The organism is Trabulsiella odontotermitis (assembly GCF_001297775.1).
GTDB classification, from domain to species: domain Bacteria; phylum Pseudomonadota; class Gammaproteobacteria; order Enterobacterales; family Enterobacteriaceae; genus Trabulsiella; species Trabulsiella odontotermitis.
Map to the genome: position 1 here is coordinate 214,148 of NZ_LIFX01000010.1, position 18,462 is coordinate 232,609.

At 49.3% G+C, this 18,462-nt stretch carries 17 protein-coding genes and 3 pseudogenes; 14 read left to right on the forward strand and 6 right to left on the reverse strand.

The genetic code is table 11. The features are described from left to right. Positions 1–132: 132 nt before the first annotated feature. The 3 genes and pseudogenes from AOY23_RS22350 to AOY23_RS23215 form a co-directional block, all read right to left on the reverse strand. Positions 133–1,338 (reverse strand): annotated as a pseudogene (locus tag AOY23_RS22350) (IS3 family transposase). A 75-nt stretch (positions 1,339–1,413) separates the two neighbouring features. Further along, complete coding sequence (locus tag AOY23_RS14860) at positions 1,414–1,977, reverse strand: acyltransferase family protein (RefSeq protein ID WP_054179537.1); 564 nt, start codon at positions 1,975–1,977, stop codon at positions 1,414–1,416. Positions 1,978–2,103: 126 nt separating this feature from the next. After that, positions 2,104–2,655, reverse strand: a complete 552-nt coding sequence (locus tag AOY23_RS23215) for an acyltransferase family protein (protein ID WP_081005695.1) — start codon at positions 2,653–2,655, stop codon at positions 2,104–2,106. An 880-nt stretch (positions 2,656–3,535) separates the two neighbouring features. Here AOY23_RS23215 and AOY23_RS14865 point away from each other — a divergent pair. From AOY23_RS14865 to etk, 3 genes are read left to right on the forward strand one after another with little or no spacing between them, the layout of a single operon-like run. Continuing rightward, positions 3,536–4,648: a polysaccharide export protein gene (locus tag AOY23_RS14865; protein WP_054179538.1), complete on the forward strand. Its 1,113-nt coding sequence runs from the start codon at positions 3,536–3,538 to the stop codon at positions 4,646–4,648. Then, the gene (locus tag AOY23_RS14870) at positions 4,636–5,079 is read left to right on the forward strand and encodes an arsenate reductase/protein-tyrosine-phosphatase family protein (RefSeq protein WP_054179539.1); all 444 of its coding nucleotides are present in this window, start codon (positions 4,636–4,638) and stop codon (positions 5,077–5,079) included. Before AOY23_RS14865 ends, AOY23_RS14870 begins: the two co-directional genes overlap by 13 nt. Positions 5,080–5,100: 21 nt before the next feature. Continuing rightward, positions 5,101–7,275: a tyrosine-protein kinase gene (gene etk, locus AOY23_RS14875; RefSeq protein WP_054179540.1), complete on the forward strand. Its 2,175-nt coding sequence runs from the start codon at positions 5,101–5,103 to the stop codon at positions 7,273–7,275. Here the strand turns inward: etk and AOY23_RS14880 are convergent. Then, a pseudogene (locus tag AOY23_RS14880) lies at positions 7,272–7,776 on the reverse strand (nucleotidyl transferase AbiEii/AbiGii toxin family protein); the annotation flags it as partial. The gene etk and the pseudogene AOY23_RS14880 overlap by 4 nt on opposite strands. A 437-nt stretch (positions 7,777–8,213) precedes the next feature. Between AOY23_RS14880 and AOY23_RS23220 the strand changes: the two are divergent. From AOY23_RS23220 to AOY23_RS22635, 4 genes are all read left to right on the forward strand, one after another. Beyond that, on the forward strand, positions 8,214–8,528 hold the full coding sequence (locus AOY23_RS23220; protein WP_407830019.1) for a polymorphic toxin type 50 domain-containing protein: 315 nt from the start codon (positions 8,214–8,216) through the stop codon (positions 8,526–8,528). 8 nt (positions 8,529–8,536) lie between these two features. After that, a complete protein-coding gene (locus tag AOY23_RS14885; protein WP_054179541.1) occupies positions 8,537–9,124 on the forward strand; it encodes an LOG family protein in 588 nt (195 codons plus the stop codon). Further along, the gene (locus AOY23_RS14890; RefSeq protein ID WP_054179542.1) at positions 9,117–9,530 is read left to right on the forward strand and encodes an NUDIX hydrolase; all 414 of its coding nucleotides are present in this window, start codon (positions 9,117–9,119) and stop codon (positions 9,528–9,530) included. Before AOY23_RS14885 ends, AOY23_RS14890 begins: the two co-directional genes overlap by 8 nt. Before the next feature lie 454 nt (positions 9,531–9,984). Continuing rightward, positions 9,985–10,233 carry a hypothetical protein gene (locus AOY23_RS22635; protein ID WP_152958566.1) on the forward strand — a complete coding sequence of 83 codons (249 nt, stop codon included), beginning with the start codon at positions 9,985–9,987 and terminating at the stop codon, positions 10,231–10,233. Between the two features lie 29 nt (positions 10,234–10,262). Here AOY23_RS22635 and AOY23_RS21880 read toward each other — a convergent pair whose 3' ends face one another. Then, positions 10,263–10,835: a YkgJ family cysteine cluster protein gene (locus tag AOY23_RS21880; RefSeq protein ID WP_160316738.1), complete on the reverse strand. Its 573-nt coding sequence runs from the start codon at positions 10,833–10,835 to the stop codon at positions 10,263–10,265. Positions 10,836–11,438: 603 nt separating this feature from the next. On the opposite strand from AOY23_RS21880, the gene AOY23_RS14900 reads away from it, so the two are divergent. The 5 genes and pseudogenes from AOY23_RS14900 to AOY23_RS14915 all read left to right on the forward strand — a co-directional run bounded on the left by AOY23_RS14900 (position 11,439) and on the right by AOY23_RS14915 (position 13,446). After that, on the forward strand, positions 11,439–11,702 hold the full coding sequence (locus AOY23_RS14900; RefSeq protein ID WP_152958568.1) for a hypothetical protein: 264 nt from the start codon (positions 11,439–11,441) through the stop codon (positions 11,700–11,702). Beyond that, positions 11,699–12,094, forward strand: a complete 396-nt coding sequence (locus AOY23_RS14905; RefSeq protein WP_054179545.1) for a hypothetical protein — start codon at positions 11,699–11,701, stop codon at positions 12,092–12,094. The genes AOY23_RS14900 and AOY23_RS14905 overlap by 4 nt, the downstream gene beginning before the upstream one ends. Before the next feature lie 371 nt (positions 12,095–12,465). Beyond that, positions 12,466–12,576: pseudogene (locus tag AOY23_RS22890) on the forward strand (IS3 family transposase); the annotation flags it as partial. Between the two features lie 268 nt (positions 12,577–12,844). Beyond that, the gene (locus tag AOY23_RS14910; protein WP_321164312.1) at positions 12,845–13,054 is read left to right on the forward strand and encodes an antitoxin; all 210 of its coding nucleotides are present in this window, start codon (positions 12,845–12,847) and stop codon (positions 13,052–13,054) included. Continuing rightward, positions 13,054–13,446 carry a type II toxin-antitoxin system VapC family toxin gene (locus AOY23_RS14915; protein WP_054179547.1) on the forward strand — a complete coding sequence of 131 codons (393 nt, stop codon included), beginning with the start codon at positions 13,054–13,056 and terminating at the stop codon, positions 13,444–13,446. The genes AOY23_RS14910 and AOY23_RS14915 overlap by 1 nt, the downstream gene beginning before the upstream one ends. Positions 13,447–13,756: 310 nt before the next feature. Here AOY23_RS14915 and AOY23_RS14920 read toward each other — a convergent pair whose 3' ends face one another. Next, a complete protein-coding gene (locus AOY23_RS14920) occupies positions 13,757–14,986 on the reverse strand; it encodes an anaerobic sulfatase maturase (protein ID WP_054179548.1) in 1,230 nt (409 codons plus the stop codon). A 157-nt stretch (positions 14,987–15,143) separates the two neighbouring features. On the opposite strand from AOY23_RS14920, the gene AOY23_RS14925 reads away from it, so the two are divergent. Further along, on the forward strand, positions 15,144–16,685 hold the full coding sequence (locus AOY23_RS14925; protein WP_054179549.1) for a PTS transporter subunit EIIC: 1,542 nt from the start codon (positions 15,144–15,146) through the stop codon (positions 16,683–16,685). Between the two features lie 14 nt (positions 16,686–16,699). After that, positions 16,700–18,460, forward strand: a complete 1,761-nt coding sequence (locus AOY23_RS14930) for a sulfatase (RefSeq protein WP_054179550.1) — start codon at positions 16,700–16,702, stop codon at positions 18,458–18,460. The last annotated feature ends 2 nt before the right edge of the window (positions 18,461–18,462 follow it).

Below are 18,462 nucleotides of genomic sequence, written 5' to 3' on the forward strand. Positions count from 1 at the left end.
GCGGCAGGTGCGTAAATCGCTTATAAGAATCACGGCATCGAAATAGAGGTTACAACTACCACTTAGCTTGTTACTGTTTATCAGTGAAGAAAATATGGATTTGACCCCATATATCCAGATGCATTTTCTCACTTACGGTTGCGATAGCTTCCTGCGTATAAATTCCCGTGGCGAACGGTATCCCAGCGCACTGTGCGGATGATGTTCATTGTAATGGCTGAACGCTACTGCCAAATTTATTACCGCCATCTGGCTGTCTGGTTTAGGCATGATGCTGATGTAATCCCGTTTTATCGTTTTCACGAAGCTTTCTGCGATGCCGTTGCTTTCCGGACTACGGACTGCTGTTGTGCAGGGTTCCAGTCCCAGCATCCGGGCGAATGCCCTTGTTTCATGCGTTCTGTAGGCCGAACCATTGTCCGTCAGCCATTCCAGTGGCTCTGACGGCGGATGCTGTCCGAAGCATTTTTCTACCGCTCCCAGCATGACATCCTGCACGGTTTCTTTGTCATAACCACCTGTGCCTGCGGCCCACTCGATGATCTCCCGGTCACAGCAGTCCTGTGCGAAGGTCACCCGCAACTTTTCGCCATTGTCGCAGCGGAACTCAAAGCCGTCTGAACACCAGCGTCGGTTGCTCTCAGCCACCGCCACGCGCCCTTTATGGGCCCGCTTCCGGTGGTTATCAGCAGGTTTTCTCTCAAGAAGCAGGTGGTGGGTGCTCATAATGCGGTACACCCGTTTTGCGTTAACAACAGGCTGCCCGTCCCGCTCAGACTCTCGTCGCAACAGTGCCCATATTCGTCGATAACCGTACGTGGGCAGGTCGGCCACGGCCGTATTTATCCGGGACAAAACCGCGTTATCGTCAAAACTGGATTGCCGTCTGCGATCCTACCAGTCAGACAACCGGTGAACCCTGATACTCAGCTGCGCACGCGATATACCAATGCTTCGGCAGACGTCGGTTAGTCGTCGTCCCCGGGCTACAAGGGCGCATGCGCAATCCATTTTTTTTGCCCGGACGAACTCCACAACCTCTTTCAGTATTTCAGCTTCCATCGTCTTTTTGCCCAGAAGGCGCTGTAGTTCACGGATTTGCTTACTGGCGGCAGCAAGTTCAGAAGCCGGCACAACTTCTTCGCCCGAGGCCACGGCAGTCAGCGAGCCATCTTCATATTGCCTGCTCCATTTGAAAATCTGGTTGACATTGATGCTGTGCAGGCACGCGACGTGAGACACGGTCATACCGGGTTCCATAGTCTGCTGAATAATGGCTATTTTTTCCTGCGGTGTACGGCGACGCCGTCGCTCAGGTCCTGATAACACTTCAACCATCCTATTATTCTGACTGGTGTTAAACATAGGTCTAAGACTACCTCTTATTTTAAGAGAGGCGAAGTGTCTGGTGATCTAGGAGGTCATGCAGATATCCTCTGCTCCTTCCGCCTCCGCCAGCATCTGGACAAAAGCGATTGGCCAGCGGGATGGAAAGCCTCTTTGCTGCCAGGTGATGGCAAAAATAACGGTAAGCAGAGCCATGACTGAGCCATAGCGCAGGAACACTTGGTGCCAAGGAAGTTGTGCAGCACGGAACGGTCTTTCAATGACATAGTAGCTGACGGTTGCCAGTACCATCGAGACGACTGTCAGTAAAATACGGATCCCAGTTCTCGGCTCAGCTTCAAAAATATAGTGATAAATGCTGATGACCGGCCAGTGCCAGAGATAGAGTGAGTAGGAGATAAGTCCGATAAAGCGCAGTGGTTTCCAGGAAAGGAGTCGGCGATTAAGCACAGTTGTTTGTGCGTCCAGAATCAATAGCGTACCCAGAATAACAGGCAGCGCGCCTGTGCCAGGAAAAGGGGGGCGGGCGTCGTAAAGCAAAGCGCACAGAGTGATCAGCAATACGCCTGTAACGGATTTGATATTGTCCGTTCTGGCTGAAAAAGTGGCGGTGTCATGAGTATGAATCATACCCAGTAACGCACTGGAAAACAGCTCCTAGGCTCTGAAAGGTGTCAGAAACCATGTGCTGTGTAGAGCCATGATTGTCCCGATGGCTGCGATGGCGAATCAGAGCAGTATCACCGTGGTCATCAGTCAGAAACGGATGTTTTTATCAAACCGGGTCACGGCAAGAAGCAGAAGAGGCGCAAGAAAATAGAACTGTCCCCCCCCCCCCAGCGACCAGGTCATCAGTAAGGGATTATGCTCTGTGCTGGGGCTGAAGTAATTTAAGGAATTCCACAATGTAACATTAGAAACCGACAACAATGCGGCAGCCGCATCACGCCCCAGCGTTCTGAAGTCTTCCGGCGTGGAGACAAAAAACATGACCAGCCAGACAGCAACCACAACGGCAATAAGGGCGGGCAGAATCCGCTTAATCCGGCGAACATAAAACTGTCCCCAGGAAAAGTCATCTTCCAGCTTACTTTGGTATATATGGCCACCAATCAGATAACCTGAAATGGCAAAGAAAACATCGACACCAACAAAACCGCCTGGAAATCCAAGACCAAAATGAAAGAGAACAACAAAAAGTACGGCAAGCGCGCGCAGGCCATCAATATCAGCCCTATATTTGACTGCAGTATCTATGATTTTCTCTGAAAATAACGAGATAACAGATGAATACGCTATCTCCAGAATAAGTTTTTTTGAAGCGGTTTTTTTCTGTCAGAGAGTATAAATAGTGTATTTCTGGTATGCCAGAGGAAGCATGTATTATTAAGAATAACTGCAGGCTGGTTGCATGTTTATTGAGCGCCTGTTCTGTGACAGCGCTGTTTCAGACACGACAGAAGCCTCTACAGCTTTCATCGCTGGCGACTGTTGTAACGTTTGATCTCGGCTTTTGGGCTGGGCTGATTTCACCATTTCCCGGCAACATAACAGCACGTTAAACTGCCAGTGGACACCTTCATATAACATTGCGCAGTTTTATTTCATTTGTGAAGAGACAGAATGTCCAGCAAGTTACGATTGACGGAAGACGAATGGCAAAGGTTGTTTCCTCAAATGGCAAACATGCATTCTCTGAATATGGAAATTGCCTGTAAAAGGTGGAGACATATATGAAGTAATGCGGGAATATGATGTTCCTGTTCAGTATGTCGCTCATTCCATCGGTCTGCTGAGAAAATATGATAACTGTAATAAAGAATCGTTTTGTCAGCGACTGGTTGCCAGAAAGTATTACCAGAAAAGTGATGCGGGAAATCCGTAAATACGATCAACTCCGACAGGAAACTGAATAAGTGCTACTGTTGTTCTCCTAACTGGATTCAGAATATAGTCTGCAACACTAGGATTATTCCACATCAATAAGGAAAATCTCACATTCCAGAAAAATTCAACGTTTTTGTATAGAAATGTAAGTAATTAATACGGTATGAATATCGATTAACAATGTTATTTACAAAAACTGGCTTCTGGCTTATTTTCATGATCGATTTTTATACGAAATTTGTCTTAAGGGAAAATAATGAGCAGGAAGCCTAGGGTTGAGAAAACCATTTTTACGTTACCGATGCTGATGTTCATGCTGGCGGCGCTTAGCGGCTGTACGGTTATTCCGGGCCAGGGGTTAAGTACGCACGGCAAGAATGTCATTGAGTCTGCGGACAAGGATTACGATCTTAATAAGATGGTAAATATTTATCCGCTGACGCCGGGCCTTGTCGAACAATTGCGCCCGCCGCATATCCCTGCCCGCGCCAACCCACAGCTCGATAAGCTTTTGCAGGACTATGAATACCGCATCGGGATTGGTGATGTTTTAATGGTTACCGTCTGGGATCACCCTGAATTAACCACCCCGGCCGGGCAGTACCGCAGCGCCAGCGATACCGGCAACTGGGTCAACGCCGACGGCGCTATTTTTTACCCCTACGTGGGCCGCCTGAAAGTCGCCGGTAAAACACTCACTCAGGTGCGGGATGAGATCACCGCACGCCTCGATACCGTGATTGAAAGCCCGCAGGTGGATGTCAGCATCGCCGCGTTCCGCTCGCAAAAATCCTACGTCATTGGCGAAGTCGCCAAATCCGGCCAGCAGCCGATCACCAATATTCCTTTAACCATTATGGATGCGATCAATGCTGCGGGTGGTCTGACTGAGGACGCCGACTGGCTCAACGTCGTGCTGACCCATAACGGAACTGAGCGCCGGATTTCGCTTTACGCGCTGATGCAGCGCGGCGATCTGATGCAGAACCATTTGCTGTACCCCAGCGACATCCTGTTTGTGCCGCGCAACGACAGCCTGAAAGTGTTTGTGATGGGCGAAGTGGGCAAGCAGAGCACGCTAAAGATGGATCGCAGTGGCATGACGCTGGCGGAAGCGCTCGGCAACGCCGACGGCCTGCGGCAGGACATGTCTGACGCCACCGGCATCTTTGTCATCCGCCCGGTGAGCAATTCCCCGGGCGACAAAATTGCGAGTATTTATCAGTTGAAGGCGCAGGATGCGTCCGCCATGGTGCTGAGCACGGAATTCCAGCTCGAACCCTATGACATTGTCTACGTCACCGCCGCGCCGGTGGTGCGCTGGAACCGCGTGATTTCTCAACTGGTGCCGACCATCACCGGCGTGCATGACCTGACGGAAACCGTACGGTACATCCCCTCATGGCCACATTAAGGTTTTGCTCCGTTCTGGTGCTGTGTACCGGAAACCTGTGTCGCTCGCCCATCGGCGAGCGACTGCTGCGACAGGCGCTGCCGACGTTACAGGTGGCCTCAGCCGGGACGCATGGTGTGAGTGGGCGACCGGCGGACGCTACCGCGGTGGCGGTGGCGGCGGGACACGGGCTGTCGCTCGAAGGCCATTCGTCGCGCAAGGTTACGCCGGGAATGCTGCGCGGTGTTGATCTGATCCTGGTGATGGAGCCCGCGCACATTGAGCAGGTGACGGTGATAGCGCCCGACGTGCGCGGGAAAACGCTGCTTTTTGGTCAATGGCTGGACGGCAAAAAAATTCCCGATCCTTATGGCAAAAGCCGTGAGGCGTTCGAGCATGTTTACGGCCTGCTGGCACTGGCCACTCAGGAATGGGCGAAGCGGCTCAGCTAACCAAACGAGATATGTTGTGTTATGTCGACGAAAAACCTTCACCCACAGACTATGCCCGCAGGCGACAATGAAATCGATCTGGTTCGCTTGTTTTTCGAGTTGCTCGATCACTGGACGCTGATTGCTGGCGTGACGATGATGTTCACACTGGGCGCGCTGGCGTACGCGCTGTTTACCACGCCGATATACCAGGCGGACGCGCTGGTGCAGGTAGAGCAAAAGCAGGGCAATGCACTGCTCAACAGCCTGACGCAGGATCTCCCCGGCAGCTCACCGGATTCCGCGCCGGAGATCGAACTGCTGCAGTCGCGTATGATCCTCGGCAAAACCATTGATGATTTGCGTCTGCGCGACGTGGTGGTGCAGCGCTATTTTCCGCTGCTGGGGCGTGGCTGGGCGCGACTGACAGGAGACGCCCCCGGACGGCTGGCGCTGAGTGAAATGGTTATCCCGCGCCGTGAAGGGGGCGCGCAACGGCTCGTGCTGACGGTAGAAGAGAATGGTCATTACCGGCTGGATGGCGCGGATTTCACCGCCACGGGTGTGGCGGGCAAACGGCTTGTTCAGGACGACATCACCCTTAACGTGTCGGATATTCAGGCCGCGCCAGGCACCGAATTTATGCTGACGCAGTTAACCGAACTGGAGGCGATTAACGCCCTGCAGCGGCGCTTCACGGTGAAAGAGCGGGGCAAAGACAGCGGTATGCTGGGGCTGACGTTGACCGGGGACGACCCGGAGAACATCGTGCGTATTCTGAACAGCATCACCAGCAATTATCTGCAACAGAATATCGCCCGCCAGGCAGCGCAGGATTCAAAAAGCTTGGAATTCCTGCAGGAGCAACTGCCGCAGGTGCGCAGCGAACTGGATCAGGCGGAAAGCAAACTCAACGCTTACCGCAAACAGCAGGATTCGGTTGACCTCAACCTCGAAGCCAAGAGTGTACTTGAGCAGATCGTCAATGCCGATAATCAACTTAACGAGCTGACTTTCCGCGAAGCCGAAATTTCCCAGCTTTACAAAAAAGATCACCCGACCTACCGCGCGTTGCTGGAAAAACGCCAGACGCTGGAGCAGGAGAAAGCTCGGCTCAACAAACGCGTGTCGGCGATGCCGCAGACGCAGCAGGAGGTGCTGCGCCTCAGCCGGGACGTGGAGTCCGGCCGCATTGTGTATCTGCAACTGCTTAACCGTCAGCAGGAACTGAGCATTGCCCGTTCGAGCGCCATTGGTCACGTGCGTATCATTGACTCGGCGATGACGCAGCCGGATCCTATTCAGCCGAAAAGGGCGCTGATTGTGGTGTTAGGTCTGCTGCTTGGTCTGTTTTTCTCCACCGGGCTGGTGCTGATGCGAACGTTGCTGCGCCGGGGCATTGAATCCCCCGAACAACTGGAAGAGCAGGGGATTAACGTTTACGCCACCGTGCCGCTGTCAGAATGGCTGGCGAAAAAAGCCCAGGTGCGGCGTCAGCATTTTTTCTCATCACGTTTGCGCCACCACACCCGCAACATCCCGTTTTTGCCGATCGATAACCCGCTCGATCTGTCCGTCGAGGCGATTCGTGGTCTGCGCACCAGCCTGCATTTCGCGATGATGGAAACCGCGAACAACATTTTGATGATCTCCGGTGCCACGCCGGACAGCGGCAAAACGTTCGTCAGCACCTCGCTGGCGGCGGTGATTGCGCAGTCTGAATCCAGAGTATTGTTTATTGATGGCGATATGCGCCGGGGATACGTCCACGGCATGTTCGGCATTGAGAACGATGTCGGGCTGTCGGACGTGCTGTCCGGCAAATCAGAAATGGCCGAGGCTGTGCAGCGTTTTCATAAAGGCGGGTTCGACGTTATCACCCGCGGTCAGGTTCCCCCGAACCCGGCGGAGCTGCTGATGCGCGACAGTTTCCGCCAACTGATGGACTGGGCAAATACGCATTACGATATGGTGATCATCGATACGCCGCCGATCCTCGTCGTCACCGATGCCGCTGTGATTGGCCGCTCCGTTGGCACCAGTCTGGTTGTCGTGCGTTTTGGCCTGAACAGCGTCAAAGAGATCAGCGTGTGCGTGCAGCGCTTGGAGCAGAGCGGAATCAACATCAAAGGAGCGATTCTGAACGGGGTGATCCGTCGTGCCAGCGATTACTATGGCTACGGGTACAGCCAGTATCGGTATACGGATAAGGGTTAGTGGGGTTCGAGAAGCCCTTCCAGCTTGCTGACTGCCGCCGTAAACTTCGTCGGATGTGTCTCGTTCAGCACCGACAGTTTACGTCGTTTCCAGCGAATAGCCGGGAGATGCTGAATGTCAGGATAGCGATACAGCGACCAGTCAGGATTGTTTTGCATATAGCTAAGTAAAAACTGACAGAACCTGATCCGTAAGGTGTGATTTCAGAGCCTGAGGCAGCAATGTCGTGACTGACAGAAGTGATTCCAGTGAGATGTCCAGTTGCGTCATGCCAGCAAATTCTTGTGTATACGGCGTGGCAATCCGGGCGGTATCCCAGTTAGGCGACAGCAGTTCGGCAATGGGGCGAGGGTGGCCTGCCAGATAACAAAGGAAGCCGTCAAAGATTTCACTCGTCAGGCCGGATTTCTCGAGCATCATCAATACATCAAACAGGTCGCGGGGATGTTGGCGCTTGAGCGTGGCACAGATTTTACCGCCATAAAGATCTGCCAGCGAGACTTGAATCCCTCTTAGAGTATATTTATTCCCCCCTGTTCATAGTCAAGAAAATTTTGAAGCGATGATTCATTTTCCTGACCATGAGCTGGCCCGCTCGTAGAACATCAGTTTTCAGGATTAGATAGTGGAGCAGTGCGGACGGCTAGCAGGTTCGGATTAAAAAGACGCGTCGGGTCAAAACGTTGTTGCTCCAGAAGTGCAACAGAAAAAAACGGCTGTAACCAACGTAAAGTGCAGGGGAAAAACCGTATCCATTACCACAATGCGCGTCAGCGAGAGTTGTTGTTGAGAATAACTCACTCAGCGAGGAAGAAGAAAAGCGGCTTGGACTGCGACCTGCCAAAATTATTGACATTAACCCTTTATTTAATAGTACTGCCAAAGTTCTCGATGAGAGTGGCAATCCACTGAAAGGAGGCGGGGGCGCTAACTTTTCGATCAATAAAGGGCAGCAAAATAAACACGTGCCTGGAACGAATGAATATAAAATCGCTTCTGAAGCAGGGTTGAATAAGAGTACCCTTTCAGTTTCCCCAGACTCATTGCTTCCTAAATTGGGAACTAGTCAGCAAGTAGGTAACGTTGCTGTTGGGACTCCTGGTTCAAAAGAGCGTATAAACTATGAGCAGCCTATTGGGAACTACATAGACCCTCAAACAGGAATATCCATACTCCCTTCAGAAGAGGGAGAGTGTTATCATGAGATTCGCTTGATTTTCCCCATTACGGGGACTTTTGTTCATTTGCTTTAGGAGAAAATATGCGCACCGTAGGAATATTCTGTGGCTCTTCTGAGGGCTGTTCAACAGCTTACATGGACGCTGCTCGTCATGTGGGTAAATGGTTGGCAGAACAGGAGATCCGTATCGTTTATGGTGGCGGGCGTGTAGGCCTCATGGGAGCCGTCGCTGACTCAGCCCTCTCATATGGAGGGCATGTAACAGGAGTGATTCCGAAATCCTTACTGGAGCGAGAGATTGCTCACACCGGACTGTCCGAGCTTCAGGTGGTGGACAACATGCACCAGCGAAAAAATGTGATGGCAGAGTTATCATCTGGTTTTATCGCATTGCCGGGAGGGGCAGGAACTGCTGAGGAAATATTCGAACAGTGGACTTGGGCACAACTGGGAATACATGATAAACCCTGTGCATTTCTGAACGTTAATCACTTTTACAATCCACTAAAAGTGATGGTGCAGCAAATGGTAAATGAAGGTTTCATGAAACAAGAGTACGCAGACATGCTTCTGTATTCTGAAAATTTACGCGATATCATTGATTATTTTAAAACCTACACAGCACCTGTTTCAAAGTGGACAACTCAGAACGGAATTCGCCATGTTTGAATCAAAAACTATTTACATTGCTGCAGCTATCTTAACGGATGGGAAAGGGCATTTACTTCTGGTCAGGAAGAGAGGTACCGCATATTTTATGCAACCCGGCGGAAAAATTGAGCCCGGAGAAGACGCTCAGTCAGCACTGATTCGGGAGCTCAGGGAAGAACTGAATATTGAAGTATCACCTGAAGAGCTTAAGCCGCTTGGCGAATTTACAGATATAGCGGCTAATGAACCAGGCCATCTTATTCATGCCAGTATGTTCAGTACAGAACGGTGCATTCAGGAGGTTCGACCCGCCGCTGAAATTGAGGAAATCCTCTGGTTATCCCCTTCTGATAATTCATTTAAGCAGTTGGCGCCGTTAACGGCAAATAAAATTATCCCACGCATATGGCCATCGTCGCTGTAGAAAACCTATTGTTGGGTTGTCGTTTAGGCACCATCATCACCTGAAGGTGGCAATATGCTTATTACATTTCCTCATCAATGTCTCAGTCTGATGTTAGAAACATCCGCTTTTGGCACCCAGCGGACAGGCTTGGTGATCGTCAGGTTTGCTATGAGCGAGAAGCGGAGGTCGAATATTGTATCGGGATATAAAGATTAGATGTTCCGTTTCTATTGTTAATTATCATAAGCCATAAATAAAATGCTGATAGCCCACCCTTAATCAAGCCAGGATTTAGCCGATCAAGGATGAGAGAGCCTGACATGAATTTGTCTGTCTTTGATGTGTTTATCAGGAATTAAATTTTTAATGAAGTATAATTAAAATATGTTTACTCGGAGGTATTGACAAATTATTATATTGAGATATTTATGATAATAATGATTATTCAATATAAAATAAGGGTAAAGGTCTTATGCCACACAATAACAAAAGAACTGATATATCCATTCCAGCATGTATGGGATATGATAGATTGCCTGCGATTATTTCTATTGTGAGTTTTTATAAAATTAACAAATTCAGCCCGGATGACAGGAGAAATGAAGAAATAATAAGAGAGCATGCTGTAGCCTATATTTTGAATTTAAACAAAGAAGAAAAATTAAAAGAGTTGTATGCTAATATAGCACATTTGATTCTCGATTCTGAACTAAGGTGCTAAATGTTGAAATAGCACCTAAACGTATATAGCTAAAACCATTCACGGATATCAGCTACAAGGCATCGACTCCCGGATTGCAATGTTTTCTCGATCTCTAAAAGACGAACGCTATATGCAGTCTTGAATATAAGATGTTCTATTTTCAAATCTGTACAGTATTCATAATGATCCAGCGAATGAAAACTTCTACAATGAAGTGGTCTAACTTTATATATGGTACAGCTAGCATTATTCTTATCAAGGAACTGACAATAATCATTCTTGCTTTGTACTTTTCTTTGCACTGGATTTTTACCTATTTCTTGTCCGATCAAATATGCTTCCAGAGCTGTTACAGATACATGGATCTTACAACAATGAGCACAGCCATGCTGGCACACTGCATATGCTTTAACACCATCTTGTTTAACTATTTCATCAGCTATATATAATAGTAGTTGGGTCTTGTCGTTTGTATCAGAACAATTAATTAACTCTTTTGAAAGATCTTCCAGTTTCTTATAGTTATAACTTTCATCAGGTTGAATTATTTTGCTGGATAAACTCGGTTTGTATCTTCTTAGACGAGATTTTACTTCTATGCTATCGCTCACAATTTTCATAATGACCTCTTTCATTTCTATACAGACAAGGGGATTGAACATCTATCCAGTATCGGCATTATTGATTGATTATTTAGCTGATTAAATATGGGGTTAATAAGGTTTTTTAAGATGATGGCTGGTTTCAGCTACTGGAGTAGTCCCGTAGCTCACCAGACACTTCGCCTCTCATAAAATAAGAAGCAGTCTTAGAACTATGTGAACACCAGTCAGAATAATAAGATGGTTGAAGTACAGCCAGGGTCTGAAGGGCGTTGCACGTCTGCATGGCATCAATGCCAACCAGATCTTCAAATGGCGAACAATATGAAGAGGATTCACTGACGGCTGTCACTGCTGGTGAGGATGCCATGAGCGGTTCTTTATACCGCTTGTCCGTTTCCCTCTGGCTCCGTGACAATGATCTTCATCCCTCATAATCTGCACCGGGCGTTTTTAACGCTTATTACCTAACATAAATTTTTGTTATTGTGCTAACGCCACATGAAGAAGACAAACTCCAACTCTGGGCCAGATTCAAGCGCCTGATTTTCAGGCTACACTAACCATGTATGACGCTCCAGGTGGGATACTGGTTGCAACAGCAATGCTATGGGTACTGATGTGAAAAAGTTCTATCCCTACACGATGGTTATTATTTCTGTGCTGCTCACCGGGTGCGACAATAGCCAGCAATCCGCATGGAAAGAGCTGGATTTTGCCCTGACACACAAGGAGCCGATGGTGCATCTTTATCATGACCGCGGCCTTGGTGTCATCACACACCGTGCTAAATTTAATTACGCTAAAGATTATTATCTGTTACAGCAGACCATTCAAAAAGAAGATCCTAATGATAACTGGTTCTGTGCAGGAGTGGCGAAATGAAAGAAATTCTTACTGTAGTGCTGCTTATACTTTCAGGTAGTTCTGTCGCCAAATGCTGGACGGTTACGGATTTAAAAGGTGTGAGTTACGCTCAATCAAATGGATATAAACAGTCAGACGATGCCTTTAATGGTAAATTCGTAATATGCATTGAGCCCTCTTATAACTCAGCGTCAGTTCAGTATAACGGGCTTGACTCAGGAGATGTCACATATCAACCCCTGAGACCCAATTCTGTAATCGGTTATGGCGAAGGTGATAACGGCGCATTCACAATAAGCCAGTGGACAATTCAACCTGATGGGACTGCTCTTTTTACGAAAACTATCCACGGTTATGGTTCTTCTGATTCCGTAAAAGCTATGGTAGGGAGAGTTAACACATCCTACTGACAACCGGTTGCTATCTATCTGGTAGTTGCTCGACGGATTGGCGTTTTTTGTGTTCTGAGTTTTGATTTATGACCGGGTGCGTGGCTAATACAATACCCATAAGGGAAATATGCCCGCCGTCTTCCAGCGGTTTAAATGCCCGGTCACCCTCCCTGTACTGTCACTCTGGTTGTGACATTTTTATGCAGGTGACGCATGTTTGACTGGTTAAGAAACCTGAACAAAAAGATAAGAATATCCAAATTGAAGAAGCGGGTTTCATATATGGAGTCAGAAGCACTTCACTGATGTATGGACTGGGCATTTCAGTACTCCAAGCTAAAGCAACGATTCAAATCAACCGTTGTGGAAACCACAATGGTTGCTGCCTAAAACGCGTGCACCGGATTTACTGCCTGCTGAAACTGAATTTTCGTCGCAGGGGAAAGCAGCGTCTATCGGTACGCAACCCGGCGCTACTGGCCACGCATGAATCGCTGAACAATATGACACCGGAGGAATACCGACAGCACCATTATTTGTCCGGGATCTCAAAAAATGCATGGAACTAAAACGGGTGTGCTTACAAGGTGACTTACTTTGTTATACAGCAAATGATCACGGTTCCGAAAGGACTACACAGGCATATGCCTTTGACATATGCATTGGGACGTTCTACACTTTTAATGAGCATCAAGTATTCGGAGGTGAAATATGCATCGAGTAGCTATGTTGTTCCGTAATGGCAGAAATCAGGCCGTAAGGCTTCCTGTGCAGTTTGAGTTTGACACTGACCGGGTCTATATCAGCCAGACTGAAAACGGTGATGTGATATTGTCAAAGCACCGCCCGCGCCACGATGAATGGGAAACTTTTTTCAACGCACTGAACAGCGTTAACGTGCCTGACGATTTCATGAACGCCAGTGACCGAGCCCAGGGTGTAGCAGAACGCGATCCGTTTGAAGTATGGACTGACTAATGTATATGCTGGACACCAATACGGTGAGTTATCTGTTCCGCCAGAATCCGATCGTTATGGCTAAAATCCAGAACACACCAGTGACAGAGGTGTGTATCTCCAGTATTACCGAGGCGGAATTACGTTATGGTGCAGCCAAACGCCAGAGTAAGCCCCTATTGCGGTTGATTGAATCGTTTCTTGATATTGCACAGGTCGTTGTATGGGATAGTCAGGCTGCGCTGGTTTATGGTGAACAACGTGCCAGTATGGAACGTACAGGGCTGGTAATGGGGGCACTTGATCAGTTAATAGCCGCTCATGCCACCAGTATGGGAATGACTATAGTTACCAGTGACACCGCTTTTTCTATGGTACCGGGACTGGTGGTTGAAGACTGGACGAAAGAATAACTCGCAGCTCCGATGTATATGGGGTTCAGGCTCTTCACATGGCGGTTTACTTTTTGCCGCGAAAAAACAGGCCACAGAATGGCTGAATCGTTCGCTGAATGCATTATATCACGTTGTTTATCTTTAGAAAGTGCATCATGAGGCAGTATCATCAATCAATCACCGTCTGTTCTGCGCGAGGAGCGGAAGTTGCCCATTAGCTGTCAAATTAAAAGATGATCGCCGAAGCCGCACCGTTTGAGATTTACGGGTATCTGACCAGTCCACCTATTACGCAAAATAGAATAGTCATTACTGGTATCATGAATTGTTAAATGATACTGAGGTTGTCTTCTGACGAGCCAGTCGGTATATCCACATACATCACACTCGCGGGCGGACGCTGCATCTGGATTTGCTCAGCCATATACCGCATATACGGGTCAATATGACTGAATATCGCCTTATAACCTGCACACAGGTGGTTATGCCAGCGATCACCCATTTTATGGATACGGTGTTTGGGACAGCCGCCATGGCAGGCAAATCGCCACTCGCAACGCATGCACTCTGCACTCACCTCTGTTTTGGCAAGCCCAAATTTACGTTGCTGCTTACTGGCGGCCATTTTCGCCAGACTGTCACGACGCAGATTTCCCAGTCGGTGTTCAGGGAATACATAATGGTCGCAGCTGTAAACATCACCATTTTGTTCCACTACCAGGCCATGGCCACAGGAGGACTGCATCACACACAATGATGGTTTTTCACCCAGCCAGGCCGCCAGCGCACTGTCAAACATCTGAACGTACACACGGCCAACATCCCTGCGTACCCAGAGGTCAAATACCCCTTTCATGAATTGCCCCCATTGCTCCCCGGATACTGACCACTCAGTAACGGAACCGGTGAGTGTCTGCGGATAGAGTAATTCACCGTACTTTTCATTCGCCGGACGTTGTTCGACTGCCGGGATAAACTGAACAAATTCAGCCTTCAGGTCCTGTGTCAGATACTCGTAAATCTCCTGTGGATGTTCAGCAGTAACATTGTTAACGACAGCGAGAACATTCACATCAACACGATGTTTCTTCAGCAATTCCATAGCCCGCAATATTTTGTGAAAAACAGACTGTCCACTTCTGGTTTTCCGGTAACGGTCATGCAGCCAGGCCGGGCCATCAATCGAAAGGCCGACAAGGAACTGATTTTTAGCGAGAAATACAGCCCACCCTTCATCAATCAGCACACCGTTGGTCTGAATACTGTTACGGATATGCTTCTTCTCCGCATATTTGCTTTGCAACTGCAGCGCCTTTTCATAAAACGGAATGCCGGCAAGTGTTGGCTCGCCTCCCTGCCAGGTGAATTCCACTTCCGGGCCAGGGTTCGCTTCAATGTACTGCCGGACATAGGCTTCAAGCGTGGCATCATCCATATGGCGTGCGGCCTTACGGGGTTTTAGCGTGCCCTGTTCTTTTTCCAGATAGAAGCAGTAATCGCAGGCGATATTGCACTGATAGCTGACGGGTTTGGCCATCAGATGGAAAGGTTTGTTCATGGTCGCTCCTGAATGAATCACACATGAAGTTTAGTGATATTGCTCACCCTTTTATCAATGTGTTTTGACTTTGGCCGAAAAGGATCGAAATATAATTTTCATTGATATCAATATAACATGAAATATAAACTTCATAGCACCAACATCAGGGGTCTTTATGAGCAAACTGTTTGCCGGAGCACAAAATCTGGGTAAATCGTTTATGCTGCCGATTGCTGTCCTGCCTGCTGCAGGCCTGCTTCTGGGATTCGGCGGCGTTTTCACCAATCCGGTTACCATCTCCACCTATCCAGTCCTCAGCAGTGAATTGATTCAGTCGATTTTTACCATAATGAAACTGTGCGGCGGCGTGGTCTTCGATAATCTCTCTCTGCTGTTTGCCGTGGGGATTGCCGTCGGTATGGCCCGCAGCGACAAAGGAACGGCAGGTCTTGCGGCAGTACTTTGCTTTATCGTCATGAACAAGGCGATCAACGCATCGTTGTTACTGTCCGGAACACTGGCGACAGAGAACCTGGCCGCAGCCGGGCAGGCGAGCGTGATGGGGATGACCACTCTGCAAACGGGTGTGATGGGAGGAATACTGAGTGGCCTGTTAGCCTTCTGGGTCCAGAAACGGTTCGGTAAAACAGAGCTGCCAAGCCTGCTGGCTTTTTTCAGCGGCTCCCGTTTCGTGCCTATTGTCAGTTCTTTTTTCGCCATTTTTCTTGGCGTCGCTCTGTTCTGGGTCTGGCCACATATCCAGACAGGTATTACCCATCTGGGCTGGCTGGTTGAGAAAACCGGTTATATTGGCACCCTGTTCTACGGCATGATCCTCAAATGCCTCATTCCCCTCGGTCTGCATCACTTGTTCTATTTGCCTTTCTGGCTGACCAGTGTGGGCGGTGAGCAGATGGTGAACGGACAACTGGTACAGGGCACGCAGAAAATCTTCTTTGCCCAGTTGGCAGACCCTTCGGTGACACAGTACTACATTGGGGTATCCCGTTTCATGGCCGGGCGCTTTGCGGACTTCATGTTTGGTCTGCCGGGTGCAGCACTGGCCATTTACCATTCAGCCCGCCCTGAGAACAAGAAAAAAGTCGCCAGTCTGATGCTGTCCGCGGCACTGACGGCCTTTGTCACCGGTATCACAGAGCCGCTGGAATTTGCCTTCATGTTCTGCGCACCACTGCTGTATGGCGTACACATTGTGCTGACCGGTGTGGCATTTATGTTCACACACATCCTGCAAATCACGGTCGGACAGACGTTTTCCGGCGGGCTTATCGACTTCCTGTTGTTTGGTGTCCTTCAGGGCAATGCCAAAACTAACTGGCTGCTGATGCTGCCACTCGGTGCCGTGATGTTCTGCCTGTACTACTTCTCCTTCCGCTTCCTTATCAAATGGCGTCAGCTGAAAACACCTGGCCGTGAAGATGAAGCCGACGATGAAACCCCGGTTGCATCGGTCAGTGGCAATGAGCGAGCTGCGAGGATCGTGCAGGCGCTGGGAGGCCGGGACAACATTGTGGATGTGGACTGCTGCGCCACCCGTCTTCGTATCACGGTCAAAAACCCGCAAAGCGTTCTGGTTGATGCCTTTAAACAACTCGGCAGCCGTGGGGCGTTTATCCGTGGAGAGGGGGTGCAGGTGGTCTACGGACCGCATGTGACCTTGATTAAAAACGAAGTTGAAGAATTTATCGGTTCATAAAGAAGAGACGTCTTATGAAAGCTGTAATGCTGATGTTTGATACGCTGACGCGTAACCACCTCGCCCCTTATGGGGGCGATGCCATCACCCCCAACTTTACCCGGCTGGCCCGTGAATCTGCGCAGTTTGATAACTTCTATGTCGGCAGCATGCCCTGCATGCCGGCCCGGCGCGAACTGCATACCGGGCGTTACAATTTTCTGCACCGCAGCTGGGGGCCACTGGAGCCGTTCGATTTCTCCACGTTTGAGGCGATGAAGCAGGCTGGCGTACATACCCATATGGTGACCGACCATAAACACTACTGGCGTGATGGCGGGGCAACCTACCATACCCGTTATTCCACGTTTGAGTTTATCCGCGGCCAGGAAGGGGATTGCTGGAAAGGACAGGTAGAAAAACCGGCTATCAACTGGCAGGGAATGGAAGACGACGAAACCCTGCGACGCCGCACAGGACGTATGACTCAGGATCTGATCAACCGTGCGGCGATGCCCACCCAGGAAGAGCACTTCACTCACCGCACCATCAGGGCGGGTATGGATTTCCTGGAAACCAACAAAGATCAGGATAACTGGTTCCTGCAGATTGAGTGTTTCGATCCCCATGAACCTTTCTTTGTCCCGGGAAAATACCTTGCTCAGTATGGCTGCACGCCTGATGAATTTGACGGGTGGGTACCTTACTACTGTGGCGCACCAGGCGGCATGGATGAAGATAAAGTCCGGAAATTCTACCAGGCACTTATCACCATGTGTGATGACTACCTTGGTCAGGTTATGGACAAGCTGAAAGCACTGGATCTGTGGGAAGACACAATGTTTATCGTCTGTACTGACCATGGGTTCCTGCTCGGTGAGCATCAGTGGTGGGGCAAGAACATCATGCCGGTATACAACGAGATCGCTAACACACCGTTCTTTATCCGCGATCCTCGTTGTAAAGCCGAAGGCGTTCGTCGCTGCGCGCTGGCTCAGACTGTCGATATTCCGGCGACTCTGCTGGAGTATTTCGATATTCCACGTCCGCCATCCATGACCGGTAAACCGCTGCGTCGGGCGGTGGAAAATGACACTCCGGTACGTGATTATGCGATGTTTGGCTATTTTGGCGGCCACATCAATATTACCGACGGCGACTATGTCTATATGCGTTGTCCGCGGAAGGAAAAGAAGGAGAATCTGTATGAATACACCCTGATGCCAGCCAGGATAGACAGTATGTTCAAAGTAAGTGAACTGCAGAATATCAGCATCCATCCCGGTTTTGATTTCACACAGGGTGCGCAGATCATGCAAATCCCTGCAACCTTCGGGTATCTGAATCCATGGCGGTTCGGAGATAAACTCTTCGATTTGAAAGCCGATCCGCAGCAAATTAATGCTCTTCACGACAGCGAACGTGTGTTTCAGTATGCACAGGCAATTAACACGATGATGCAGTTGCATGATGCACCAGCGGAACTCTACGCCCGTTTCGAACTGGACACGCTGTCACTTGAGCGGGAACAGGCCTTTGCTGAGCGCTGGGCAAGACAGACTCTGTGGACGGAAAAAGAGTATCGCTGTAAGCATCATGGCGTGGAAGAGGCGTTACGCTTTGTCATCAGTGCAGCCGGGGAACAGGGCTTATCTCCGGAAGCGCTTCTGAATCATTTCCCCGTCGGACATTTACTGACAGAAACGGACATCTTCACTCTGATTGATGCCTGCTTTACCGGAGACCGGCATAAGGCACTGGTTTATCAGACCCGATTGTTACTGAGGACAGCGTAACC